Origin of the sequence: Actinophytocola glycyrrhizae (assembly GCF_042653545.1) — a bacterium.
Taxonomy (GTDB): Bacteria; Actinomycetota; Actinomycetes; order Mycobacteriales; family Pseudonocardiaceae; genus Actinophytocola; species Actinophytocola glycyrrhizae.
The window spans coordinates 30,103-53,246 of the sequence record NZ_JBHSIS010000005.1 but is presented as its reverse complement, the minus strand read 5'-3'; the positions used below and the strand labels follow the sequence as shown (position 1 = coordinate 53,246).

At 65.0% G+C, this 23,144-nt stretch carries 22 protein-coding genes and 2 pseudogenes; 12 read left to right on the top strand and 12 right to left on the bottom strand.

All coding sequences use genetic code 11. The features are described 5' to 3' along the window. Positions 1–111: 111 nt before the first annotated feature. The 5 genes from ACFPCV_RS10770 to ACFPCV_RS10750 form a co-directional block, all read right to left on the bottom strand. Positions 112–1,286 (bottom strand): IS3 family transposase gene (locus ACFPCV_RS10770; protein ID WP_378055946.1). Its coding sequence is split into 2 segments (ribosomal slippage): positions 112–990 and positions 993–1,286, totalling 1,173 coding nucleotides; the frame shifts between segments, so codons are not numbered across the junction. 477 nt (positions 1,287–1,763) lie between these two features. Further along, positions 1,764–2,105, bottom strand: a complete 342-nt coding sequence (locus ACFPCV_RS10765; RefSeq protein WP_378055945.1) for a hypothetical protein — start codon at positions 2,103–2,105, stop codon at positions 1,764–1,766. Next, complete coding sequence (locus tag ACFPCV_RS10760) at positions 2,038–2,823, bottom strand: hypothetical protein (RefSeq protein WP_378055944.1); 786 nt, start codon at positions 2,821–2,823, stop codon at positions 2,038–2,040. Before ACFPCV_RS10760 ends, ACFPCV_RS10765 begins: the two co-directional genes overlap by 68 nt. Positions 2,824–3,166: 343 nt before the next feature. Continuing rightward, the gene (locus ACFPCV_RS10755) at positions 3,167–3,532 is read right to left on the bottom strand and encodes a PQQ-binding-like beta-propeller repeat protein (protein ID WP_378055943.1); all 366 of its coding nucleotides are present in this window, start codon (positions 3,530–3,532) and stop codon (positions 3,167–3,169) included. A 559-nt stretch (positions 3,533–4,091) separates the two neighbouring features. Further along, positions 4,092–5,690: a toll/interleukin-1 receptor domain-containing protein gene (locus tag ACFPCV_RS10750; RefSeq protein ID WP_378055942.1), complete on the bottom strand. Its 1,599-nt coding sequence runs from the start codon at positions 5,688–5,690 to the stop codon at positions 4,092–4,094. Between the two features lie 132 nt (positions 5,691–5,822). Here ACFPCV_RS10750 and ACFPCV_RS10745 point away from each other — a divergent pair, with 132 nt between their 5' ends. Both ACFPCV_RS10745 and ACFPCV_RS10740 read left to right on the top strand, forming a co-directional pair. Beyond that, positions 5,823–7,004 (top strand): DegT/DnrJ/EryC1/StrS family aminotransferase, encoded by a 1,182-nt coding sequence (locus ACFPCV_RS10745; RefSeq protein ID WP_378055941.1) that lies wholly within the window; start codon positions 5,823–5,825, stop codon positions 7,002–7,004. Positions 7,005–7,045: 41 nt separating this feature from the next. Then, a complete protein-coding gene (locus ACFPCV_RS10740) occupies positions 7,046–8,440 on the top strand; it encodes a GMC oxidoreductase (protein WP_378055940.1) in 1,395 nt (464 codons plus the stop codon). Between the two features lie 740 nt (positions 8,441–9,180). Here the strand turns inward: ACFPCV_RS10740 and ACFPCV_RS10735 are convergent. Then, on the bottom strand, positions 9,181–10,068 hold the full coding sequence (locus tag ACFPCV_RS10735; RefSeq protein WP_378055939.1) for a DUF4231 domain-containing protein: 888 nt from the start codon (positions 10,066–10,068) through the stop codon (positions 9,181–9,183). Between the two features lie 250 nt (positions 10,069–10,318). After that, complete coding sequence (locus ACFPCV_RS10730) at positions 10,319–10,504, bottom strand: SAM-dependent methyltransferase (RefSeq protein ID WP_378055950.1); 186 nt, start codon at positions 10,502–10,504, stop codon at positions 10,319–10,321. Positions 10,505–10,564: 60 nt separating this feature from the next. Between ACFPCV_RS10730 and ACFPCV_RS10725 the strand changes: the two genes are divergently transcribed. The 3 genes and pseudogenes from ACFPCV_RS10725 to ACFPCV_RS10715 form a co-directional block, all read left to right on the top strand. Continuing rightward, entirely contained in the window at positions 10,565–11,209 is a 645-nt protein-coding gene (locus ACFPCV_RS10725) for an IS256 family transposase (protein WP_378055938.1), read from the top strand. A 713-nt stretch (positions 11,210–11,922) separates the two neighbouring features. Next, positions 11,923–12,303, top strand: coding sequence for an integrase core domain-containing protein (locus ACFPCV_RS10720; protein ID WP_378055937.1), 381 nt, complete (start codon positions 11,923–11,925; stop codon positions 12,301–12,303). Between the two features lie 9 nt (positions 12,304–12,312). Further along, positions 12,313–12,561: pseudogene (locus tag ACFPCV_RS10715) on the top strand (transposase); the annotation flags it as partial. A gap of 388 nt (positions 12,562–12,949) precedes the next feature. Here the strand turns inward: ACFPCV_RS10715 and ACFPCV_RS10710 are convergent. The 3 genes from ACFPCV_RS10710 to ACFPCV_RS10700 form a co-directional block, all read right to left on the bottom strand. Next, a complete protein-coding gene (locus tag ACFPCV_RS10710) occupies positions 12,950–13,633 on the bottom strand; it encodes a vWA domain-containing protein (RefSeq protein ID WP_378055936.1) in 684 nt (227 codons plus the stop codon). A 1-nt stretch (position 13,634) separates the two neighbouring features. After that, positions 13,635–14,072: a hypothetical protein gene (locus ACFPCV_RS10705; protein ID WP_378055935.1), complete on the bottom strand. Its 438-nt coding sequence runs from the start codon at positions 14,070–14,072 to the stop codon at positions 13,635–13,637. 335 nt (positions 14,073–14,407) lie between these two features. Then, a complete protein-coding gene (locus tag ACFPCV_RS10700; protein ID WP_378055934.1) occupies positions 14,408–15,307 on the bottom strand; it encodes a hypothetical protein in 900 nt (299 codons plus the stop codon). Between the two features lie 559 nt (positions 15,308–15,866). Here ACFPCV_RS10700 and ACFPCV_RS10695 point away from each other — a divergent pair. Both ACFPCV_RS10695 and ACFPCV_RS10690 read left to right on the top strand, forming a co-directional pair. Then, positions 15,867–15,956: pseudogene (locus ACFPCV_RS10695) on the top strand (IS5/IS1182 family transposase); the annotation flags it as partial. A gap of 180 nt (positions 15,957–16,136) precedes the next feature. Further along, a protein-coding gene (locus tag ACFPCV_RS10690; protein WP_378055933.1) for an IS3 family transposase occupies positions 16,137–17,371 on the top strand; the annotation gives its coding sequence in 2 pieces (ribosomal slippage) (positions 16,137–16,416 and positions 16,416–17,371; 1,236 coding nt in all). Between the two features lie 406 nt (positions 17,372–17,777). On the opposite strand, the gene ACFPCV_RS10685 is transcribed toward ACFPCV_RS10690, so the two are convergent. Continuing rightward, positions 17,778–19,277, bottom strand: a complete 1,500-nt coding sequence (locus ACFPCV_RS10685) for a toll/interleukin-1 receptor domain-containing protein (RefSeq protein WP_378055932.1) — start codon at positions 19,275–19,277, stop codon at positions 17,778–17,780. Between the two features lie 101 nt (positions 19,278–19,378). On the opposite strand from ACFPCV_RS10685, the gene ACFPCV_RS10680 reads away from it, so the two are divergent. The 5 genes from ACFPCV_RS10680 to ACFPCV_RS10660 are packed head-to-tail and all read left to right on the top strand — an operon-like array spanning position 19,379 to position 22,255. After that, a complete protein-coding gene (locus tag ACFPCV_RS10680) occupies positions 19,379–19,960 on the top strand; it encodes a magnesium and cobalt transport protein CorA (protein WP_378055931.1) in 582 nt (193 codons plus the stop codon). After that, on the top strand, positions 19,957–20,220 hold the full coding sequence (locus ACFPCV_RS10675) for a tyrosine-type recombinase/integrase (protein WP_378055930.1): 264 nt from the start codon (positions 19,957–19,959) through the stop codon (positions 20,218–20,220). Before ACFPCV_RS10680 ends, ACFPCV_RS10675 begins: the two co-directional genes overlap by 4 nt. A gap of 12 nt (positions 20,221–20,232) precedes the next feature. Beyond that, positions 20,233–20,580 (top strand): helix-turn-helix domain-containing protein, encoded by a 348-nt coding sequence (locus tag ACFPCV_RS10670; RefSeq protein ID WP_378055929.1) that lies wholly within the window; start codon positions 20,233–20,235, stop codon positions 20,578–20,580. Next, positions 20,577–22,013: an integrase gene (locus ACFPCV_RS10665; protein ID WP_378055928.1), complete on the top strand. Its 1,437-nt coding sequence runs from the start codon at positions 20,577–20,579 to the stop codon at positions 22,011–22,013. The genes ACFPCV_RS10670 and ACFPCV_RS10665 overlap by 4 nt, the downstream gene beginning before the upstream one ends. Continuing rightward, positions 22,007–22,255 carry a hypothetical protein gene (locus tag ACFPCV_RS10660; RefSeq protein ID WP_378055927.1) on the top strand — a complete coding sequence of 83 codons (249 nt, stop codon included), beginning with the start codon at positions 22,007–22,009 and terminating at the stop codon, positions 22,253–22,255. The genes ACFPCV_RS10665 and ACFPCV_RS10660 overlap by 7 nt, the downstream gene beginning before the upstream one ends. Here ACFPCV_RS10660 and ACFPCV_RS10655 read toward each other — a convergent pair. Then, the gene (locus ACFPCV_RS10655; protein ID WP_378055926.1) at positions 22,182–23,135 is read right to left on the bottom strand and encodes a TRM11 family SAM-dependent methyltransferase; all 954 of its coding nucleotides are present in this window, start codon (positions 23,133–23,135) and stop codon (positions 22,182–22,184) included. The genes ACFPCV_RS10660 and ACFPCV_RS10655 overlap by 74 nt on opposite strands. Positions 23,136–23,144: the final 9 nt, after the last annotated feature.

Genomic DNA, 23,144 nt, shown 5'->3' with positions numbered 1-23,144 from the left:
ACTCTTCCCGGCCATGATCCACATCCTCACTCAACGAGTGAGTCTCCATCAGACCCGGGGCGGTTCAGGCCAGAGTGCGCGGGTCTGCTGCACCGATAGGTGACAGTTCGGTCATGCGGCCTGACTGGCCGGTGGGGTCATGATGGTCTCGTACTCGATGGGGGTCAATCGGGACAGGCATCGTTGGCGACGCCGACGGTGGTAGGTCCGTTCGATCCAGGTGACGATCGCGGTTCTCAGGTGCTGGCGGGTCGACCAGGTCCGTCGGTCGAGGACGTTGTTCTGCAGCAAGCCGAAGAAGGATTCCATGGCGGCGTTGTCGCCGGCGGCGCCGACTCTGCCCATCGATCCGATCATGTGGTGCTGATGGATGACGCGGACGAACTTCCGTGATCGGAATTGTGACCCGCGGTCGGTGTGGATCACGCAGCCTGCCACGTCACCGCGTCGGGCGACGGCATTGCGCAGGGCGTTGACGGCCAGGCGAGATTTCATTCTTGAGTCGATGGAGTAGCCGACGATCCGCCTCGACCACACGTCCTTGATCGCGCACAGGTAGAGCTTGCCCTCGTCGGTGCGGTGTTCGGTGATGTCGGCCAGCCACAGCCGATTCGGACCGTCTGCGGTGAAGTCACGTTTGACGAGGTCGTCGTGGACCGGCGGCCCCGACCTACCGTCCTTGCCTCGCCGCGGCTTGCGGCTGAACGCGCTCCACCACCCCATGCCGGAGCAGATCTTCCATGCCGTGCGCTCCATCGGTTGTCCGGCAGCGCGGGCCTCGTCAGCCAAGAACCGATAGCCGAACTCCGGATCGTCACGATGTGCGTCGAACAACGCGTCCGCCCGGTATGCCTCGGCCAGCTCGGTGTCGGTGACCGGGCGGGCACGCCACCGGTAGTAGGGCTGTCGAGCGATGTTCAACACCCGGCACGTCACCGCGACGGGAATCCCGTCGGCGGCGAGCTCGGTCACGAGCGGGTAGAGCCTTTTCCCGGCGAGTTCGCCTGTGACAGATACGCCGTCGCGCGGCGCAGGACCTCGTTCTCCTGCTCCAGCAGCTTGATCCGCTTACGGGCTTCACGCAGCTCAGCCGACTCGGCCCGACTCGCACCGGGCTTGGTGCCTTCCTCGATCTCGGCTTGGCGCAGCCACTTGAACAAGGTCATCGGGTGAACCCCGAAGTCCTTGGCGATCTGCTCGACCGTCACGCCAGGCTCACGGTCACGAGCGACCCTCACGACATCGTCGCGGAACTCCTGGGGGTTAGGGCTTGGGCACAGCGACATCCTCCCAGCTCACCAACACGGCAAGCCAACTCAGATGTCACCTAACGGTGCAGCAGACCCTTCAGGGCCAACGCGCCGACACTGGCGGAGATCAGCAACCGATGGGCAGCCGCAGCACAACCGCAGAAACACCAGCGAGCGCGAGGCGCCTGGTGCCAAGCCAGAGTCCGATCACCGAGAGGTCGATGAGCGATACGATGCAGGATCTCGACGCTCCGCGGGGCGCACTCGAAGAGACGACCCCTTGACGTAAAGACAAGTGGGACTTGTCCCCAAGCGTCGTTATCGCAATTCACTGACCTGCAAGAACAGGGAACCTCCAGCACAAAGCGGGACAGTTCAGATTCGTTAAATGCGGTTTACCCACTAACGGCATAGTGAACTCTCCCGATTTTCTCCTTCTCCTTCAACCACCGTAGCCGCGATTCGGACAAACACAGCGGTCGAGCAACGCGCGCTCATGCCGAAAGCGGTAGATCACATCGGCCACAGGCAGCCGAGCGGCTCGTTCCACGCCCAGCTCTGCTGTTCCGGTTCACGAACGACCTTGTACGTGTGGACCGGGCCGGCGTCTCCCTCAGGCCGCTCCAATATCCGGAAGACCCTGATCATGCCTGGCTGGCAGTCGAGAACGCTGGGCGCGCCCTGCACCTTCCATTCGGGGTGGTAGATCCCGTCCCCGGCGCTGACGTAGTGGTTGTACTCGTAGCCAGGACACTTGTTGGCGGCGTTGTTGTTGGCGCAGAAGTGGTCATAGAGCGGGTAGATCGCGCCGGGCTGCGACGTCTGGTCCGCGTAGCCCCAGCCGAGGTCGGCCACCCAGTGGTCGTAGCGATCGCCCGGGAAACCCTTCTGCCGCAGGAGGAACCGGGGCACCGTTGTCGGCCTTGTACAGCGACAGCACCACCGCGCGGTGCGTCGGGTAGTGGATCACCACGGCTCCACCGTCCACCGGGGTGTCCGGTGGGGGTTCCTGGGCGTGCACCAGGTAGTCGCGGTGCACCAGGTCCGCCTGTGGGTCGCAGGTCAGGGGCGCGACGGCGGCGCACGCGGCCTCCGGCGACATGCCCACCACGTTCGGCACCCGGTAAAGGCTGCCCTTCGCCACGGTCAGTGCGACCACGTCGCCTGACCGCACCGTCCCGCCGGGCGGTGGCTGCTGCTCGTAGACCACGCCGGGTGGTTTGCCGGTCACCTGCTCGGTCGCGCCCTCGACCACCTGGCACCGCACCGTCGGGTAGGTCTGGGTGAGTGCCCCGCACGCCGTGGTGCCCGCCTGGTTGCTGTAGTCCGCGAGCAGCGCCTTGTCGTGGTAGCCGACGACGACCTCGTCACCAGTCGACGCCTCTTCCCCGTTGCCGGGGGTCTGTTGCTTGACCACGTCCAGGTCCTGCGGCGTGTCCTCCCGTGGCCGCGGTACGCACACCAGCTTGGCGCCCTCGATCAGGTCGCAAGCCGCGGCGCGGTACTGGCCGACGACGTCGGGTACGGCGGTCGGGCCGTACTGGCGGACGACGACCCTCGACACCTTGGGCACCCGGGTTCCCCGCGGGCGGCTCGACCGGATTGGTGGCGACGGTGTCCGCCCGCCCGCCGGTACCGACCGCCACCGGCACGCAGTTGAGGTCGGCGGCGCGGATGCGTTCGCGCGCTTCGGTCAGCTCAGTACCCGGCTCGATCGCGGGGACTTCAACGGTGGGGGCCGGTTCGGTGTCGGAGGGGCCCGCGAAGGCGGAGGCGGTTCGCTCCGCGGCGGCTGGTCGGGGGCCGGTGACTCCGTGGGCTCGTCCTGGTCGTCGGCGTCGCCCAGTCCTTGGGTGCCACTGAGGCCGGCTGCCTCGTCCTTGTCCGTGATGGTCGCGATTCCGTCCTTACCACCGTCACCGCGGCGCGGTCGAACTGGTCGTTCGCCCACACCTGGCCGGACCGCACCTCGAGTGAGAACGTCGGCGACTCACCGGCACTTCGACGTCCGGGAGGCTGCGACCGGTCCGGAGATCCCGGACGTAGAGCAGGTGCCTGCTGTAATCGGGGATGTAGGCCCGATCCCCTGCCTGCACCGGCTGCCCGAGTTCCTCGGCGGGGAGATCGGCGAACTCGCGCTGTGCACCGGTCTGCGCGTCCGCCGCGACGAGACCGCGCTCCTCGGTGTCCAGCACCAGCACCCCACCGGCCGGGGCCCCCTTGGCCGAGTCGAGCAGCACATCGTCGTCGCTCGCACACATCGCGCACGAGGCTGCCTCCACCCGTGCCCCCTCCTCCCGACCGCCGGATGACCCCCGATCGGGACCAGAGGCATGCTAACTCCAAATCGGGCACATGGGTTCGATACATGCGCCAAAGTGGCCACTCAGACACCCTGCGGATCAGGATTTGACTCTGACGGGCATGGCTCCGATAATCGCGAACACGTGTTCGATGACTGGCTTCCCTCGCCGCCGCATCGGTGAGTTGGAGAACCAGATCGCCGACGGGCAAGACTGCCACCCTGACGGGCCCTCGTCCGGAGCCTGCCAGGGATGGGGCCATCCTGACCGCGGAATTCCTCGCGGAGGCAGGAAACAACCTGGCCGTCAGAACGGCCTGCCCCGCCAGCGTGCCGTGCACGAGCATGACGGTCTTCGCGACGACCTCGGCGCTGATGGACACCAACTCGTCGGCGGTCGCGTGCGCGCCGAGGCCGTGGCGACCTCCCACGCGTTCACGGAAAACCCGTACCGGAAGCCCGCCGGTTCCCGATAGCTCAAACTCACCGCCGCGTTCGGCCTGATCCAGCAGCTTCGCACCAACCCCCAAGGGTCGCGGCTACGAACCTTTAACCAGATCGGGATGCATCGACTTCAACGCTGCATATAGCGCGATTCGAGAGATATCGCTGACCGGTGCCGCTGGACCACTTCCGTTCGATCCCGAGAAAGAGTGCGAGCGGAGCAGGTCGAGGCAGGACTCGCTGTTGAACGGGATCGCATCCAGTTTGACGTTTTCGCCCCGCCGGAAAAACGCCTTGACGCCGTTCGCGTCGATATCAGGCAGAATAGCGATAGTGATCAGGTTGACGAGCATTTCGGACCACTCGGTCGCAATCGCTACGAGACGCAGTTCAACGGCATCTGCTATACTCTCGGGAAGGTTGAGTTCATCACGTTCTGACAAACAACGCCTTGCGGTGCGACCCGGATGAGGGAGACCTTCTCCCTTTTTGTCCTGGTCCCAGTCAATGCTCTCGCCGACGGTTATCATCCAGGTCGACGGTTCGGTTGCAACATGACGCCCCCTGCGTGTGAGAAAGAGCATGTTGTCTTGCCCGGACAGGACGACCAAGTGAACGTCTAGCCGCCTCGGCATATGCATCAAATCGATCTGGCCGTCAAGCACTCCATGCTGGATGCGCGGCACTGAACGCTTCGTCGCCTCGGACAGCCAGTAGTCCGAGTGCGCCAAATCGAGGGTGAGAATATCACCTTGATCGATTACCGGCGCATGCCAGTCCATGAGGTGGGCTTTGCGACGGTTGGGTACCGGTGCGGCGCTGGATCTCATGTCGGCCAGGATGAAGGATGGTAGCGATCGCGAGTCCACGACCGATCCGGAGTCCTGGACTATAACGTCATCTAGGTTCAAACCCGCGTATCCACATATCGCGGAGTCGAGAACGATAGATCCGGCTACTAACTCCGCACCGAGGTTGATCGCCGTGGCGCCGATCTCGTTCGCCAAGCCAAACTCCCTCAAATCGACCGAGTGCGATCCCGTCTCTGTCGTATTCAACTCGTGCTGTTTGGCAACCGGTTGTCGCTGATCGTCCGTAATCGCGGCGAATATACGTTGGCGTTCTTTAGCCTGCTCGACGTCCGGGTTGTTAATGGACAGCCGCTGTCGGCCGATCCGCTGCCGCAGGTCCTGTATCTCGGATTCTACCATCCCTCGCCTCTCCTCGACCATGCGTGGCAACTTACGGGTCGCATCCGCCAAGCGCACCTCGAGTTCTGCGAGAACCCCTTCAGGTGTGATGGTCCAAGCAAGATGCTGACGAAGTCGGGCGAGTCCCAGATCGAAGTCGCTGAATTCTATGTACTGACGAGAACCGAGACGAAACGGCATCTCCGCGTCGGGGTCCAAGCGCAACGGGATGACGGGCTTCCTGTATTTTAGTGCCCGGCCCCATTCCTGCTTGCATACGGACTCGGGTTTGACGCTGTCGTGACTCATCACAAACAGCAACCCTCGACAGGTGCGCAACGCGTCCGCAATCTGTTCGTCCCAATCCTGACCGGGCCGGAGCGCACGTTGATCGAGCCAGACCGGATAGGATGGCGGGCCAGCCTCCAGAGCGTCAGCCAACCGTAAGGCGACCTCCCTCCCGTCCACAGACGAGTAACTGATGAAGAGGGGCCCGGCAGCCATGACGTCTCCTCAACTCTGATAGCGCAATCTAGCAAGGTTGCAGCTAGTCTATAGAAGCAGCGACCACTTCCTGTGTGCGAGCATACGTACCGGAGACTCAGCATCGGCCGAGGTCAGCGAAACGAGGTGTTCATGGTCGACGTGCCTGATCCGCTGTTCGGGCCACTGGAGATGGCGGCAGTATCGCAGGTACTCAGCTCGGGACAGCTTTGGCGAGGCAATGGGGCGGGCTGGGGAAGCGAGCGGGAATGGAGCGACGTCGCCGTCGCCGACCGTCTGGAAGATGCGGTCGCGGACAAGCTCGGCGTCCACTACGTCCATGCTGTGAATTCTGGTACGTCTGCTAACGAGGCCGCCATAGCTAGCCTGGGGCTCGCACCGGGCGACGAGGTGATCTGTCCGGCAGTCTCCCCTGTGTTTGTCCCGTTCTCGATTCTCGCCGCCGGATGTGTTCCAGTGTTCGCCGACGTCGATCCGGAGAGCTTGCTCGTAGATGCAAATACTATTGAAGCAGCCATCAGCGGTGGTACCCGCGCGGCGGTGGTCGTTCACATTTGGGGGATGCCGGCACCTATGTCCAGCATCATGGCGATGGCGGAGCGAACGGGCCTTAAGATCGTGGAGGACTGCGCACAGGGATTTGGCACGAAAATTTCAGGTAAGCCCGTGGGAAGTTTTGGAGATGCCAGCTGCTGGAGTTTTCAGCAGTCGAAGCACATTTCATGCGGCGAAGGCGGCTTTTTCGTTTCAAAAAGTGCTGAGGGGTATGCACGAGGAGTGCTGTACTCAAATGCTGGCATACCGAACTTTCGGTTCAACGTAGACGGTTTTCGGCCGGACAACGTCGCACCGGAGGCTCGCGGACACGTTCAATTCGGACACAACCATCGCATCAGTGAGTTGCAAGCGGCGGTCGCAATCGCCCAACTGTCCCGTATTGAAGAATTCAACCGACGACGAGCTGAACTGGTGAAGCTCGTCGTCGCACACCTCGAGCAACGGGGGAACACCACACTGCGAGTCCCGGCGGTGCTTCCGGATAGTAAGGTCTCATACTGGCGATACCCCATCTTGGTGCCAGCCGGGCGCGGGACGTTCAAAGGTGTTTCGTACCTCGAGCCAGTATTCACGCAGATGCACAAGGAACGAGTGACACCGTTCGGAGTCCCGATTCCCGAGTACGTCGGTTACGGCCGTGGCGAGTGCCCTGGCGCGGAGCTCGGAGTTTCTCAGACCCGTGCCGTACCAATTCATCACGGCTTGACAGACCGAGAGCTGCGAGACACACTAGACTTGTGCCTGGAAGGCTTATGACACATCTACGATGCTTTGGTCAATGATAGGGCTGCAGCGGAATGCGCAACCGCTTTGATGTGGTGATAATCGGTTCCGGTCCGGCGGGTGTTGCCGTCGCTGAACGACTCTACGAGATGAATGCTACGGCAACCATCGCAATCATTGAACGTGGCCCGTTTCTTTTGAGCAGTCACTTCTACGACTCGGGGGGATCGATTCATGATCGAGATCACTTCATGGCACGTCATCGTTTCTGCCCCTGGGATGGCGATCTGAGTCAAGGGGGCGCACTACTTCCCGCACTAGGCGGACGCGGGATTGTCGGCGGCAGCCAATTGCACCGGTTCTACGCAAACGATTTCACGTTGTGGAAGCAGGGACAATGGCGGATCGGGTGCGACGATTTGGATCCGTATTTCTCCGAGGCAGAGAAACGTTTGTTCGGTTCCACACGATGCGTGGGATATTCTCAGGACTACGCTTGTGCGGCGTTGGATCGGTTCGATGCACAACACCCTCCCTGTGGACCGGACCCTGGTGGCATTGATGGTTTGGATTTCGGCGTTGCCCACCGGAGTTCAGCGCGGCGAATCGCTGCACTTGTCGAAGTGGATAGCCTCTCCGCTCAGCCACGACTCTCAGTGTTCAGTGAGCTCATTGCAGCGAGGCTCGTACCCAGTTTCAGGCAAAAGCAGCGCATTTTGTATGCACGTTGCGTGCCCAGTAATCGATTGGACGCGAATGAGATAGACATCGCTGGTGACGTTTTTGTGCTTGCAGCCAGTCCGATCGAATCAGCGCGTCTGGTGCTCGCTTCGGAACTCGAAGATACGACTTCGCGCTCGTCGGCAGTGGGTCGATACCTGGCGGAGCACATATATTGCCGCGGCTACCTTGATTCGTCCGATTCTTCGGATCTCAATCAGGGACCAATCAATATATTTATTCCTCCGCCAAGTTTAGGCCTCGACGATCGCTACCAGATCGAAATCAGGTCGATGACTCATGCCGACCCTTCGCAGAAAGTCGTACGTATTACCGGTTCCGCCGCGATGGATCCTTCTCCGGAAAACCGCGTTTCAATCATTCCGGATCGCATGGACAGTTATGGCATACCGAGAGCGTTTACTTTTTTGCGGCCAACGGAAGCAGATCGGCGGCGCGTTTCGTCGATGTTTGCCATGCTGACCGAGGTTGCTTCGTCGCTTGGGGCGAAGTGGTTGTACCCTCCAGTCAGTCTCCCGTGTGGCGCGAGCTACCATGAGTCCGGCACTTTGCGGATCTCGTCGTCGGAACAGGAGAGTGCCGCGGCGGAGGATGGTCGCCTTTTCGGCACCTCAAATGTCTTTGTGGGCGACGGTGCGGCCTTCGCCAGCGTGGGGGTTGCGAACCCGATCTTGACCCTCACAGCGATGGGTTATCGGCTCGGCGATCGTCTCGCCGGAATCACGTAGCCCATCAGTCCGTGCCGTCTGCCACCCCCGCCACCACACTCACTTCCGGTGTCGACGACCCCGCGATCACTTACCGCGTCGTGGGTGGTGTCGCTCGACAACTCTGACCCCGTGGCCTTGCATAGTTCTCGCCAGCACCATCGAATTCCACCGCGTGCCGGCCATCCTCCTGCAGCATCACGTCACCAAGGCCGAGAAGCGTATTGGAAGGTCGCCGCCGACGTATCTCTCCACGCCAGTCCCTGTCTCCGCACATTTCCTGACCTACGATTCGACGCGCTCGTGTTGGTGGCAACAGCTGGCCGACAGACCGCCCTCGACACCCTTTCACCGATGCTCGTCCGTTACCTTCGACCCACCTCGGCCGTCCACCTATGCGGACGAAAGCGAACTCGGATCTTCGCTTCACGTTCAACGTCGCCGCGCACAAGATCGTCGTCTACTTCCCGAGCTATGCCCACAGCGAGCACGTGCAGCCAGGCCGTATCCCGGGCATGGTCGGCACTCCGACCCCTGAACAGCAGGTCATTACTGCGAATGTGAAAGAGCGCGTGTTCCGGGCATTCAGACACTCCCTCGAGATAACGCGAAATTCTTCTCCTTCCGGCTGGTTCGTCGGGTTGAGCGCGGAGAGATCTCCCACACTGTCGGCACCTCGACGGATGCTACACAGATCAATCAGCACAGGGTGCTGGGCGCTCTTCGATCCCGTATGGCATGAACGACTTGACACAGGCACGTCAAGCCGACGAGGAATCCTCAGTGTCGTTCGTGCCAAGTCTGGCCATCCACCCTTCGTTCTGGATGGAGATGATCCGCTCGCAAGTCACTACGAACTCCTCGTCGTCGAGGTGTCCGCCGACCGCACGGAGTGTCGTGAGCCGCTCCAGTTCGTCTGCCGTTCTGGTGAACTCGATCTGCTGGTACTCATACCGTGATGCTGCCGCGTGGGCAGTCACCGCGGCTGCGACCGTGGTGAAGACGCCGATCCATGCCGACACAGCTGTGGACGGCAGCACCGCGACCACCGCCGCCAACACGGCGGCCGCTCCGCTGAGCGTGACTTCGAGAACGTGGGTGAACTGGACCTTGCGGGCCATCTCCCGCGCCTTCGGCAGGTAGTAGCCGTCGAGTTGCTTGACCACACGTTCCTTCGCGTAGCTGTCGACGTCATGCACCGGAGGCAGCGAGCGATCGACCGGGGTCAGCCCGGTCGTGTGCCTGACGATGTCGTCAACACTGCGCATCAGGTCATCGAGTTCGTGTAGCGCCTTTTCGTCACGGTCCGGGCCGTCGAACGGCCGGGCCCCAGCGAGATAGGTGTACACATCGGCTTTGATCGCCTCCGACACCGATCGGGCCCTCGTCCAGTCCCGGACGACCGTCGGCGAGCCGCCCCGTCCTGCGAGTGAGGCCAGTGCCAGCGCGACCGCCGCGCCGGCCGCCAGCACGCGGCTCAGCGTGCCCTGCGCCTGCGCGGCCCCGGTGCCGAACACGGCACCCAGGACGATCAGCAGCAACGTCGCGGACCTGGCCCACGTGATCCTGACTTTGAGCCGGTTCGCGGCCTGGGACCAGACGCTCTGCCGCTGCCACAGCAACGTGATTGCGACATCCGAGTTGATCATGCGCACATCATGCTACGTGAAACCTTTGTTTCTCGATGCTCCATTTTAATGAATTTGACATGGATCGTAAGGAGCAGCCGACCGGCATGTCCCCACCCACAGCTACACAGGTCGCCAACAGCACCCAACCACAACTGTTGTTATCAAAACATGATACACGCAGTTTGCAGTCCCGATCTCCACCTCTGCTTCGCGTGTTCCTCGGCTTGGCCACCCGCATCACCACCTGGCCACACGTCACACGACTCTGCTAGGACCTCTTACAGGCGACGCCAGCGTACAAGCCGTCAAGCCGAGGCTCTTCCACGTCATCGGACAGGTCAGGCCGCCACTGGGAGGTGGTGACCAGGCCTGGCCCGATCAGCTCGAAGTCACCGAACAGGCGCAGCACCTCCTCCCGACCGCGGGGAACACGTTGCTCTGGGGACTGTTCCAGGATCGGTGTTTTCGGCCCGACACGCCGGGCGGAGGTCCGGCGGGATGGGCACTGTGAGTGATGACATCGGATCTTGTGAGTCCACGCAAGCGTGACAAGCCGGCGCGGGAGCTGTCGCCGGAGCAGGCCGCTGCGGCGGCGATGGTGGCCGAGGCCAAGGCGCGAGGGCTGGCGTTGACCGGCCCGGACGGCCTGTTGAAGCTATTCACCAAGAAAGTGCTGGAAACCGCGCTTAACGAAGAGATGACCGAACATCTCGGCCACGAGAAGAACCGAGCCGAACTCGAGCGCGAGTCGACGAATGTGCGGAACGGTAGCCGGTCCAAGACTGTGGTCTCGGATGCCGCGGGCGAGGTCGCGATCGCTGTGCCACGGGACCGGGAAAGCACGTTCGAACCCCAGATCGTGAAGAAGAGGCAGCGTCGGCTCACGGATGTGGATGAGATCGTGCTGTCGTTGTATGCGAAAGGGATGACCACCGGGGAGATCTCAGCGCACTTCGCCGAGATCTACGGAGCATCGGTCTCCAAGGAGACGGTCTCGAGGATCACTGACAAAGTCGTCGCAGAGATGAATGAGTGGGCCAGCCGGCCACTCGACGCCGTTTACGCGGCGGTGTTCATCGACGCGATCCACGTCAAGGTCCGGGACGTGTGCCGCTCGAAAGTCATCGTCGCTGGTAGAGCGAGGGCCTCAGCGTGTTGAGAGCATGTCCGGGTGATCGTGTCCCTGCTGTACAAGCTGACCCGGAAGCTGCTGACCATCCCGTCAGCGGTGCTGCGTAGCGAGGCGGCCAAGGACGCCGAACTGCTCGTCTTGCGGCACGAGAACGCCGTCCTTCGTCGGCAACTCGCGCGTCCGGTCCGCTATGAGCCCGCCGATCGGTTCTGGTTCGCTGCCCTGTCCAGGGTGGTGAATCGTCGCCGATGGCGGGAGGTCTTTCCGGTCAAGCCGGGCACCCTGCTCGCCTGGCACCGCAGACTCATAGCCCGTAAATGGGACTACTCCGCCCGTCGATGCACCGGACGCCCACCGACACGAGCGGCGATCAGATCACTCGTGCTGCGGCTCGCCAGGGAGAACCCACGATGGGGTCACCGCCGGGTCCAGGGTGAACTGGCTCGGCTCGGCCACCGTGTCGCCCCCTCGACGGTCTGGCAGATCCTGCATGACGCAGGTATCGACCCAGCCCCCCGTCGCACCGACCCGACCTGGCGGGAGTTCCTCACGCCCAAGCCGAAGGCATCATCGCGGCGGACTTCCTCCACCTCGACACCGCACTCGACAAACGGCTCTACGCGCTCGCGTTTCTCGAGCACCACACCAGGCGCCTGCACATCACCGGCGTCACGCCCCACCCGACCCGGGAGTGGGCGACCCAGCAGGCCAGAAACCTCGCCGCCGACCTCGGAGCCCGCATGGAAGCCCTACGCTTCCTGCTCCGCGACCGCGACGGCAACTACAGCCGGACGTTCGACGCCGTCTTCCACGCCGACGACCTACGCATCATCAAGAGCGCACCACAGGCACCGCGGATGAACACCTACTGCGAACGGGTCATCGGCACCCTCCGACACGAACTCCTCGACCACATCCTGATCACCGGCGAGAGCCACGCACGGTATGTCCTGAAGACCTACGAAGACCACTACAACCGGCACCGCCCCCACCAAGCCCGCGACCAGCTACCACCCGAGGCCCAGCAACACCCCGTCGCGGTACACGACCTCGACACCCAGAGAGTGCTCCGCACCCGCATCCTCGGCGGTCTCATCAACGAGTACAGACAGGCCGCCTGACCAGCAACGATGACTATTCGAGCGGCACAGGCCGAGGCCAAGGCTCGAGGGTTGGCGTTGACCGGCCCGGACGGCCTGTTGAAGTTGTTCACCAAGAACGTCCTCGAGACCGCGCTGAACGAGGAGATGACCGAGCATCTCGGTCACGAGAAGAACCGGGTCGAGCCCGAGCGTGAGTCGACGAATGTGCGGAACGGCAGCCGGTCGAAGACTGTGCTCTCGGATGCCGCGGGCGAGGTCGAGATCAACGTGCCGCGGTCGCCGCCGAAGCAGGGCGCGACCAGGACGACAAGCCTATGCGCACCGTCATGCGCCGCATACGACACAGTTGAATCCGACAGCTCACCAGCAGTCCGACGCCGTACCCGAAAGCACGCTCGGACGCGCGTGAGCGACACGCTGCCGCGATGTCCGAGTGGACACAACGACGATCCAGGCTGTAACTGTTGGAGCGCTCGGGCGCGTGTCGCAAACGTTGCAGGGCAGACCGACCGAGCGGGTGGTGACGGTGCTACGGGAGCTGATAGAGCCGAGCGATGTCTCCACCATCGGCTCGGGTCGCGGATGATCCGGCGTGCGGCCAACCAGGTGCAGGAGCTGGACGGGGCGGGTGGTGCCGCTGCTGCGCAAGACCGCCTTCTGGGCTTCACTTCCCGATGATCGGCAATTCCACCAGGTTCTCCGGCCACCTGAAGACGACCTGGCGCGCGTTCCCCGCGACCGACCGTGTAAGCGATTTAACGTACTCGTCGACGAGCTGAAAGTAGCCGCCGATCGCCTCGGACGACGAGGCGCCGGTGCGCACCATCAGCGCGGCACCGGACACCGAAGCCACCTCCTGCACTACTCCGGGGTCGGCGTCACCGATTCCCACCGAAAAGATCCGCGGACCGCCGGCAATGCTGCGCGTCTTCAACTTCTCCAACGCCGCCGACCAGGTGAACGACTCATCCAACGGCCTACCGTCGGACAGGAAAAACACAGCAGGCCGAAAGACGCGGTAGCTGTTGGCTTTCAGCGCGACCACGTCTTGGTGCAGCAGGGCGACAAGATGCTGGAACACGGCTGCGTAGTGAGTAGCGCCGCCAGCCAACAGCCGAGGGAAGGCCGAAATCCGATCGGCCGCCGTCAACGGCAGATCGACGGACACCGCGGAGGAGAACGATACGACGCCAAGATGCACGACATCGGCAAGCAAAGGGTCGGCCAGGATGTTCTGCCAAGCGTCGATCAACAGATCGTTCATAAGGCCCATGAGGGGGGCCATAGAAGCCGAGATGTCCACCACAAGGTAGACCGGTACAGCTGTGGAATCGGGGGAGTCCGCCATCTCATACCTCCTCGACGGGGAACGTGGCGCTACGCCCGTCAGGCGACTGCTGGTCGTGGTGGTCGATACGCGAGGCGCTCAACTGCCCCTGCTGCGACTCGTTCAGCCGGACCTGCTTGAGGACATTCCGGCCACTGCCAAGGCCAACCTGCACGGTGATGACATTGCCGCCGTATTGGAGTGGGGGAAGTACACCTCTGAATACCAGGTTCGTGGAGGATCCGCCCTTCATACGATGGGGCAGATCGCTCACGGTGGCCCCCAGCCAGTTCGTCCACGCGGCCTCGATGTCGACCTCGCTGCGGCCGGAGTTGACCACCTTGATCTGGAGCCACCACTCCCCACCGCGGTTCGCGATGTCGCAGTCGCTGATAGCGACCCGCGGACCCGCAGCTCGGTACGTCAGCACGCTGACCACGAGAGAACCGAGGCTGACCACGGCCGCTCCCATCGAGATGGCCAGGGGCAACCATGCTGAAGGCACTACCAGCCTCCCTGATTGTCCATCCGAACATCCGGCGAATCATAAAGCGAGCTCGGCGTGCCCTCACAGCTGGCATCCCTCAACAAGGCGTCTACAGACTGCAGGGGGACGTCAGCAGTTCAGCTGGCGCGACTCTCGACCACGCCCAGCTCTGGCGGCGGTCGGTGCGAGCTGTGAGTAAAGAAACAGTCTCACCGGCGCCACCCGCAAGGATCGATTCATCAATACGAATACGCGTCGATCGAATACGCGTGCCTGCCAGTACGCTGCCTCACTTGCTATGCCCAGACCTAGACATCCCGGCCGTCCGCCCGCCCCGCGGCGTACCAGTCCCGCACTCGGCTCCACACCCCGTGCCCGGACAGATAGGTGTTCGCCGCGACAACAATCGCGGCACCTAGGCCCACCGCCATAGCACCAAGCAGGACCTCCCCGTCGACCATCACCCATATCCCCACTAGCATCCACGCCGCCCCCGCGACCATCGCGCCCAGCCCGACAATCACCGGCCGTCGACGGCCGCGCCCCACGGCCATCCCCACCGCCCCGACCGCGATCAGGACCATCGCGACGGCGAGCAGAACGATGCCGTGCGCAGCCGCGAGCACTCCCATGAGCGCGAAGAACACGCCGAGCACATGGAGGACCGGCACCTGCTCGTCGTCCAACACCACCCGGATCACGTTCTTCGCGTCGTCGACGACCGTCCCGCCCCCCATTACCGCCGTGACGCCGAACAGCATGAGGAACACACCCAAGGTGATAGTGAAGATCCGCCCGCCGCCCGTCATCTCCGCCGAGATCCCTTCGGCCACGGACACGACACCCAGGCCCACCAAGACCACCGCGCCGAGCAACACCAGCCGGTCGGCCGGGTTCAAGGGGATCACTGTCGCAGCAAGAGTGGCGAGCGCCGCGACCAGCACGGCGATCCCCGAATGACTCGCGTTCACCAATGTGGCCGTGACCACGGCAGCCACTGCGATCAGCAGGCAGCCACGGACGACCCAGACCACGAGCGCGAAGCCCGGCTTAAACTCCCGCCGCAGCCACACGGCGGCCGCCAGGACCGCGACGAACGCCGCCAGGATGGCAAGGCCGCGGTACCCGATGTCGTTGGCGACCAGGTTCCCGCTGATGTCGACCGCGTACGCGCCGAGCCCGCCTGTTATGCCCGCGAGCAACGGCACGGCACGGGACCTCGGACGCGTCGACTGTCCCTCCGAACCTCCCATCGACCCAGATTACCGGGGCGAACGGGAATTACGGCAGCTTTCAAGCAAGCGCGCAGGCCCTCGCAGACCGAGGGCGCGGCGTGCACCAACCCAGCGGTCACAGTCCCGTGCCCGACACGTACTCGCCGGTCATCCGCTCCTCGTCGACCCGCTCGTCGTCGAGGCCCGCAGCGCGTTCCGCCGCCCCCGCCCCAGCGCGGCACCCGGACCGCCGAGTTCACCCCGTCGCCAGCGCCGACCTCACCGATGACGAGCTCCTCGCCGCGTGCGGGGAGCTGCGCACGGATCCGCGGCACCGAATAAGCCAAGCAGTCGGTTAGAGGCCGCCGACGTGGCGGCAAGGCCCGCTATACCTGCCTGCACCGGACGACGCCGAGGTCGCGCAAGCTCCGGCCTCCCGCTCTGACCGTCGCGGCCGGGCCCGCCGTCCGGCCCTAGGTCGTGGATGAACCGACTCGGCCTAGATCGGCGCGCGACGATAAGGTGAACCCAAAACGCCCCGGTGACGTTTCCGCGCGCGGTGCTGGACGAGTTGGGCAGCCAAGGGCTGATCGACTGGTCGCGCGCAGTCCTGGACGGAGCATCCGTCAGGGCCAAAAAAGGCTCTTGTGAGCTATGTGTGGGTGCGGTCAGGTAGTTCGGGGCGGTACCCACCCAGTGCCAGGAGCGCGAGGGAGATCAGGGCGTCGGGATGTTTGAATCCGAAGGCCAGGCGGGTGAGTAGCCGGATCTTTGTTCCGTACCGGGTTTGATGGCGACCATCAAGCCTGGATGATGAGGAGCAATGGCCCCACCGAAGAAGTACCCAGACGAGCTGCGTGAGCGGGCGACCCGGATGGCCGTGGAGGCCCGGCGGGACCCGGCGTCCGCGACCGGGGCGATCAAGCGGATCGCCGACCAGCTCGGGATCCATCCCGATGCGTTGCGGACCTGGGTCAAGCGCGCGGAGGTCGACGCCGGGGACCGGCCGGGCACCACGACCAGTGATGCGGAGCGGCTCGCGCAGCTGGAGCGGGAGAACCGTGAGCTGCGGCGGGCCAACCAGATCCTGAGGTCAGCGGCCAGTTTCTTCGCGGCGGAGCTGGACCGTCCGTCGCGATGAAGGTCGAGTTCGTCGACTCCCAGCGGGAAGAACACGGTGTCCAGCCGGTCCTGCAGGCGCTCGCGCAGACGCCCGCCGAGATCGCACCGTCGACGTACTACGCGGCCCGCTCCCGCCCGGAACCGGCCCGTGCGGCACGGGACCGGGAGCTGACCGCGACGATCAAGCGGGTGCACGAGGACAACTACGGCGTCTACGGGGCGCGCAAGGTGTGGAGGCAGCTGAACCGGGAGGGCGTCGACGTGGCCCGGTGCACGGTCGAGCGGCTCATGCGCGAGAGCGGGCTGCGTGGCCTGCTGCGCGACAAGTCCCCGCGCACCACGAGACCCGCAGTGGAGACCGGCAGGCCCGCTGACCTGGTCGAACGTGACTTCACCGCGACGCGTGTCAACGAGCTGTGGGTCGCGGACATCACCTACGTGCGCACCGCCGCCGGCTGGATCTACGCGGCGTTCGTGCTGGACGTCTTCTCCCGGATGATCGTGGGCTGGCAGGTCGCCACCAGCCTCTACACGGATCTGGCCCTCGATGCGCTGCAGATGGCGATCTGGCGCCGCCGAGCCAGTGGCGCGGACCTGGCCGGGCTCGTGCACCACAGCGACCGTGGCGTTCAGTACCGGGCGGTGCGCTACACCCAGCGCCTTGCCGAGGCTGACGCTGTCGCCTCGGTCGGCTCCACCGGCGACAGCTACGACAACGCGATGGCCGAAGCGTTCAACTCGTTGTACAAGGCCGAACTCGTCCGCAACAAGGGCCCGTGGCAAGGGATCGACGACCTTGAGATCGCCACCGTCGAGTACATCGACTGGTACAACAACCGACGCCTGCACGGCGAACTCGGACACCTGCCGCCCACCGAGCACGAAGCACTACACGCGATGACCCAGCCGGTCACCGCAACCCTGGAAACCAGCTAATCCAGTCTCCATCAAACCCGGTACTTGACACCGGTCGGCACGGTGAGCAGCTGGCTCTTAACCAGCGGGTTCGGGGTTCGAGTCCCTGGCGGCGATGCGAGACCAGCATCGGCACATCGAGGTCCCGGGCCCGCCACGACGGTCGGTGGGTGCCCAGATAGAACTTCGTCGCCGCACCATCCGGTGGGCGAAGCGCAGGGCTGCCAGCGTCAGGACGGTGGTCACCACCTTGCCCATGACCTGGCTGAGCACCGCGACGAAAGCTGCCGAAGGCCAGCGGGACGAACAGCAGGCTGTCCGCCACGCCGCCCACCACGTTCGACAACCCGACACCTAAGAGGCGCTGCCTGTTCTGGACGACGGACCACAGAACAAGACATCCGGCTGCTCGTCTTCGAACGCTGACTCAGCCGGGGAATTCGACCGCCGCGGCCGGGTCGACCTGGTCGCAAACGGGCTTGTCCTCAGGCCGCCTGATGTAGTCACAGGCGAACGAGTGATCGTCGGGCGTCCATAGATCGACCCTGGTGAAAACTGCGCCGTACTGCGGGTCAAGCGTCACCTCGGCGACCGGCCCCACAGTCTGGTCAGGTCGGATCGACTGCAGTAGGTGAGTGAGCGGGACGTCGATGACGATCGTCAGGGACTCGGCGGCTGTAATGAACCGCTGCGGAGAGAACGTGAGAAGGCGACGCCAGCTAAGCGACATGCCATCGAAGTGTCCGCGGCCGACCAGTGGCTGTCTGAACTCGGTCCCGCTCATGCGGATCGTGCCATGCACGCGGCTGGACCCGTCGTACCCAGGAGCACCGGCGTCCATGTCTCGCGAAACCACGAAGTGCCACGGACCGCCATCACCCCAGTCATGACCGTTCCTGACATCGTCCACGAACACGTCGATCTGCCGGATCAGCACGTCGTCCGGGTCGGTGTTGCGCACGGTCACCGTGATCCGGTCGACGTCGGCGGTAAACGAGTGCCCCACCGACATGACGTCGAGAACGCCCTGGTGAGAAGGCATCTCGTCTGTCGGCACGCCCTCCGGCATGACTGGAGCGTCCCATTCCTCCCCGTCGGGGGCAGGCGCGCGCCGCGACCGGTCTCCGGTTCCCGAGGTGCCGGTCGGCCCGGGCCAAGCCGTCCCGGCTGACGGCCGTTCGTGGGAGGGACTGGTGGTTGTCGTGCCACCGTGCGCAGGTGAGTCCCCCTCCGGCGTTTCTCCGGCGTGGTCCGCGTTCACCTCGGCGGCGGGCAACTTGCTGCCGGGGAGCGCTAGCACCGACGCGGTCAGCAGGAGGGTCGCCACGAGGGCGATCGTTCGCCGCACCTTCACCATCGGCCAGCGGAACTTCCTCAGCACCGGTGAGAACACCTGTTTCGGTAGAAGAGCGGGAACCTCCCCGCGCGGTGGGCGGACGTGACGGGGTTGTCGCGTCAGGACCCGCAACAGCCCTTCGGCACCGCTGTCGGTGATCGTCTCGATGATGAAATGACTGGCAGTGACCGGCTGCACGAACTCAGGAAGGTCGTCGGTCGACCTGCCGGGGAGAATAACCGGAAGGATCTTGCTCAACCACGTCTTACGGTCGCGATAAAGCAGTTCCCGGATGGCGGCGGCCTCGGCCTGCACACCGCGATGCTCGTCGCCATCAGCACTTCCGTCGCCGACAGCCCGGTACTTCGGCGACGCCACGACGATGACGAAGTCGGCGGCCCGAATTTCCCGCAGGGCCCAGGCATACCAATCCTGCCGGTAATCGGCGCGCCACAGGTCGAACTCGACGGCGATGCCGCTCGTCTCCAGCAAACGTGACAATTCAAGGACATCGGTCATGTGATTGTCGTCGTCGTGGGCATAACTCAGAAAGATCGTCGGCACTTCTGACCGGCCATCGTCAGACGTCATAAACCGTCCTACGCCGAGTTAGTCATGGCGGGACAAATGATAGAGCAAACGTACAACCACCTGACGTCACCCGCCGCCGGCGCGTCGGACCGGTGGTACTGATGCGGCCAGACCTGGTCGTGAAGCCGACCATGGACGTGGTCGCCAACATGGACACCGCGGCGACGCTGGCTTATCTGTCCACCGCGATCGCCGGGCAGATCCTCTCTGACCTGCCCACCGCCAAGGCCAAAGAGGTGCTCCGGCGAGGCACACCAACCCCACCGAGCCCTACACCGACCACTCCATGGACATCGGCGAGGCCGGCAACGGGGGGCAACCCCGCCGGGGACCAGGTGGTGAGACGTTGGGCGGCGGAGATTCTGCACAACCCGGTCGAGCCGCGCGTCCGGCCGTGCTGGCCAGCCGCCCGGCTAGTGTCGTCAGCTACTCAAACCGGACGAGCGGAAGCGGTGGAGCTGGCGGATTTCGAGACCGACCTGCTGGCCGGGCTGGTGCTGGCGCGTGCGTCGGCGGGCGTGTCGGACGACACGGTTCGCGGTGAGATCTCCAACCTGGAGCAGGTGCGCGAGTGGTTCGGCCGGCCGTTGTGGGAGATGGAGTCGGCCGATGCGGACACCTACTTCGGGCGGGTGTTGCGGCGCGCGGCGAGCGGGACAGGCACGCGCGGGCGGCAGCTTTGAGGACGTACTTCGCGTTCGTGGAGCTGCGGTACGCGGTCGAGTTGCACGGGGCGGGCCGGCTGACCCCGCATGTGCTGCGGCATTTCTGTGCGTCGCAGCTGTATCTGAACGGGATGGATCTGGTCGCGATCCAGGAGACCCTCGGGCACGCGTGGGTGGCCACCACGATGCGATACGTCCACCTCCACCGGGAGCACGTCGAGCAGGCGTGGCTGGCCGGGCAGGCGCGGGCGGCGGGCCGGCTCGAGGGGCTGGTCTGAATGCGGTGGAACATGCGCTTGGCCGCGGCGAACCGGGGCATCTGGAAGGCCTCGGAGCTGCAACGACTGCTCGCCGAACGCGGCCTGGTGATCTCGGCCGGGAAGATGTCCTACCTGTGGTCCGGGCAGCCGGCCTCGCTCAAGCTCGACGATCTCGACGTCATCTGCGCGGTGCTCGGCTGCCCGATCGACGAACTGCTGATCCCCGAACCTGACAAGGTCCCCCAGCCGGTGCGCGACGAGCAGCCGGAGGCCGCTTCGGGAACCGCAGCGGGCTCGGCGCCGCGGCCGATGCGGGTCGTGCCGCGTCGCCGGACGGTCGTTCCCTGCCACCAGCCTGAACGACGGTGGCGTGAGTGATGGTGGCGCGTGACGGTGCCGGGCCGAAGATCGCCCGGACCGTGACCAGCTGTGCGGAGTGCCTGGCCTGGGGCCTGACCTACGCCCGCGGGGTGTGTCTGGCTTGCTACAACTTCTCCGCACCCCGGTTCGGGCATCACGTCGGCGATTGCGGTGCTTGTCACAGACGGGTGCCGCTGAAGGACGGCTACTGCCGGTTGTGCTGGTGCCAGGCCCGCGAGGACCGCGCGGTGCTCGCCGAAGACGCGCGGTCGCGGGTCGTGCTGGCCCCGTATCTGCCGCAGGTGCGGTGGCACCAACTGTTCCTGGCCGGCATGACCCAGCGCCGCGTCCGCCCGCGCACCACGCCGCGCCGACACGGCGTGAAGGGCCGCCCTCCCAAGCCAGCACCACCGATCGCCGCCCGACCCAGCGTGATCGGCATCCAGTTGCTGCTGTTCGACGACCTGCCCGGCCGCGACTATCGCGCGGTGCGGGTCGACTTGCGCCGCCAACCCGCCCCGGACAACCCATGGCTGGCCTGGGCGCTGCACCTGGCCCACCGACTCGCCGAGGTCCGCGGCTGGGCACCCACCGTGCGGCGCGGCACGCAACGCACCCTGGTCCGGCTGCTGGCCCACCACACCGTTGGCGAGCATGTCCGTGCCTCGGACGTGCGCGCGGTCGCGTCCGGCTACAGCACCAACGCCGACTACGCGCTGGAGATCCTGCGCACGATGGAGCACGTGGTCGACAACCGGCCCACGACCTTCGACGCGTGGCTGGACGCCAAGCTGACCGGCCTCACCCCGGCGATCGCTCGTGCAACCGGCCGATGGGCGCGAACTCTGCACGACGGCGGCCCCCGCAGCCGGCCCCGATCCCCGCACACCGCTGCCACCTACCTGCGGCGGGTGCGTCCCGCCTTGGTGGACTGGTCGACCCGCTACGACCACCTGCGCGAGGTCACCCACGACGACGTGCTTGCCCGCATCAGCGGGCTGCGCGGCGAGGCACGCCGCGGCACCGACACCGCGCTGCGGTCGCTGTTCAGGTGGGCACGCCGCAACAGCGTCATCTTCCGCAATCCCGCGACCGGCATCCGACTGCGCAAACGGGACTATCCCGTCTGGCAACCACTGGTTCCAACCGACATCGCTGCTGCTATCGCCGCCGCGACCACCCCGCACGCTCGGATGTTCGGCGCACTGGCCGCGATCCACGCCGCTCGGCCCGGCCAGATCCGCGCCCTGCAACTCGACGACGTCGACCTCGCCGGCCGGCGCCTGAGGATCGCCGGCCACGAACGCCCCTTGGATGACCTCACCCACCACGTGCTGCGCGAGTGGCTGGCCTACCGGGCACACCGCTGGCCGAACACGGCCAACCCGCACCTGCCGCTCAGCAAGGAAACCGCGCTGGGCACGATCCGGTCAGCCATGCGTTCGTGCTGAACCTGCGCGGACTGCCGGCCACCGTCGAACGCCTGCGGATCGACCGACAACTCGAGGAAGCACTCACCGTCGGCTTCGACCCACTGCACCTGGCCGCCGTCTTCGGCATCGCCGAGACCACCGCCATCCGCTACGCCGCCAACGCGCGCGCCAACTCCTCGCAGACCCTCACGCCGCCACCGCTTCATCTTCAACGGCAACCCGAGCATCCACATGAGACACTGAGCGCCGCCGGGGCCTGAGTTCCCGCTGCGAACGCCTGAGTTCACGCGAACTCTGGCGATTCAAGGCGGTGCGGAAGACGAGGACGTCCTCGTGGGCGATCAGGTGCAGCGGGAGTCCGGCCTCGCGTTGCTTGCGGATGAAGTCGCGCTGGAAGAAGCTGCCGCGGGCGACGAGGTCGGTCTCGGCGGCGCGGGCGAGCAGTGCGACGTTGCGCTCGACCGGGATCAGGCCAGCCGCGCGTCCGCAGGCGAGGATCTTCGAGGGCAGGTCGATCAGCTCGGCGTGCTCGCGCCACGGGCGGATGGTGATGGCGATGTGCCCGCCGGGCTTGAGGAAGGTGCGTAGCGCGGCGAGGATGCGGGTGAACCCGGCCAGCAGCCGGTGGTGGCCGATGTTGGCGAGGTTGCCGCGGTCGAGGGTGTTGCCGTAGAGGTGGTGGTACTTCTGCACCCCCTCCCCCGGCGCGACCGACACCTGCCCGTGGGTCGAGGGACCGTAGGGCGGGGACGTCACCACCAGCGCTACCTGGCCGACGTACTCGGGCGGCAGGAGCGTCACGAGCTGGCGGGCGTCGCCGTGGAACACCCGCGCGTCGATCCCCTTTTCACCGCCGACGTCCTGCTCCCGCGCGACGTCGAGATTCGCGCGGGCGACCTTGACCCAGTGGGGTTCGTACTCCACGCCCACGGCGCGGCGACCGAGCCGGACGGCTTCGACGAGGGTGGTGCCGATGCCGCACATCGGGTCGAGCACCAGCTCGCCGGGCCGGGTGTAGTGGGTGACGGCGTGGCGGACGACCTCGGGCAGCATCTTGGCCGGGTGCGCGGTCGACTCGGGCGTGTACTTGTTCTTGCGCTGGGCGGCCGGAGAGGACTGCGCGGTCGTCCACACCGACACCGCAGGCGG

Excerpts from the sequence above, each read along its gene's own strand:
- ACFPCV_RS10750 (WP_378055942.1), bottom strand. The coding sequence starts at position 5,690 with ATGGCTGCCGGGCCCCTCTTCATCAGTTACTCGTCTGTGGACGGGAGG.
- ACFPCV_RS10745 (WP_378055941.1), top strand. The coding sequence starts at position 5,823 with ATGGTCGACGTGCCTGATCCGCTGTTCGGGCCACTGGAGATGGCGGCA.
- ACFPCV_RS10740 (WP_378055940.1), top strand. The coding sequence starts at position 7,046 with ATGCGCAACCGCTTTGATGTGGTGATAATCGGTTCCGGTCCGGCGGGT.
- ACFPCV_RS10735 (WP_378055939.1), bottom strand. The coding sequence starts at position 10,068 with ATGATCAACTCGGATGTCGCAATCACGTTGCTGTGGCAGCGGCAGAGC.
- ACFPCV_RS10725 (WP_378055938.1), top strand. The coding sequence starts at position 10,565 with ATGACATCGGATCTTGTGAGTCCACGCAAGCGTGACAAGCCGGCGCGG.
- ACFPCV_RS10720 (WP_378055937.1), top strand. The coding sequence starts at position 11,923 with ATGGAAGCCCTACGCTTCCTGCTCCGCGACCGCGACGGCAACTACAGC.
- ACFPCV_RS10710 (WP_378055936.1), bottom strand. The coding sequence starts at position 13,633 with ATGGCGGACTCCCCCGATTCCACAGCTGTACCGGTCTACCTTGTGGTG.
- ACFPCV_RS10685 (WP_378055932.1), bottom strand. The coding sequence starts at position 19,277 with ATGACGTCTGACGATGGCCGGTCAGAAGTGCCGACGATCTTTCTGAGT.
- ACFPCV_RS10680 (WP_378055931.1), top strand. The coding sequence starts at position 19,379 with ATGCGGCCAGACCTGGTCGTGAAGCCGACCATGGACGTGGTCGCCAAC.
- ACFPCV_RS10670 (WP_378055929.1), top strand. The coding sequence starts at position 20,233 with ATGCGCTTGGCCGCGGCGAACCGGGGCATCTGGAAGGCCTCGGAGCTG.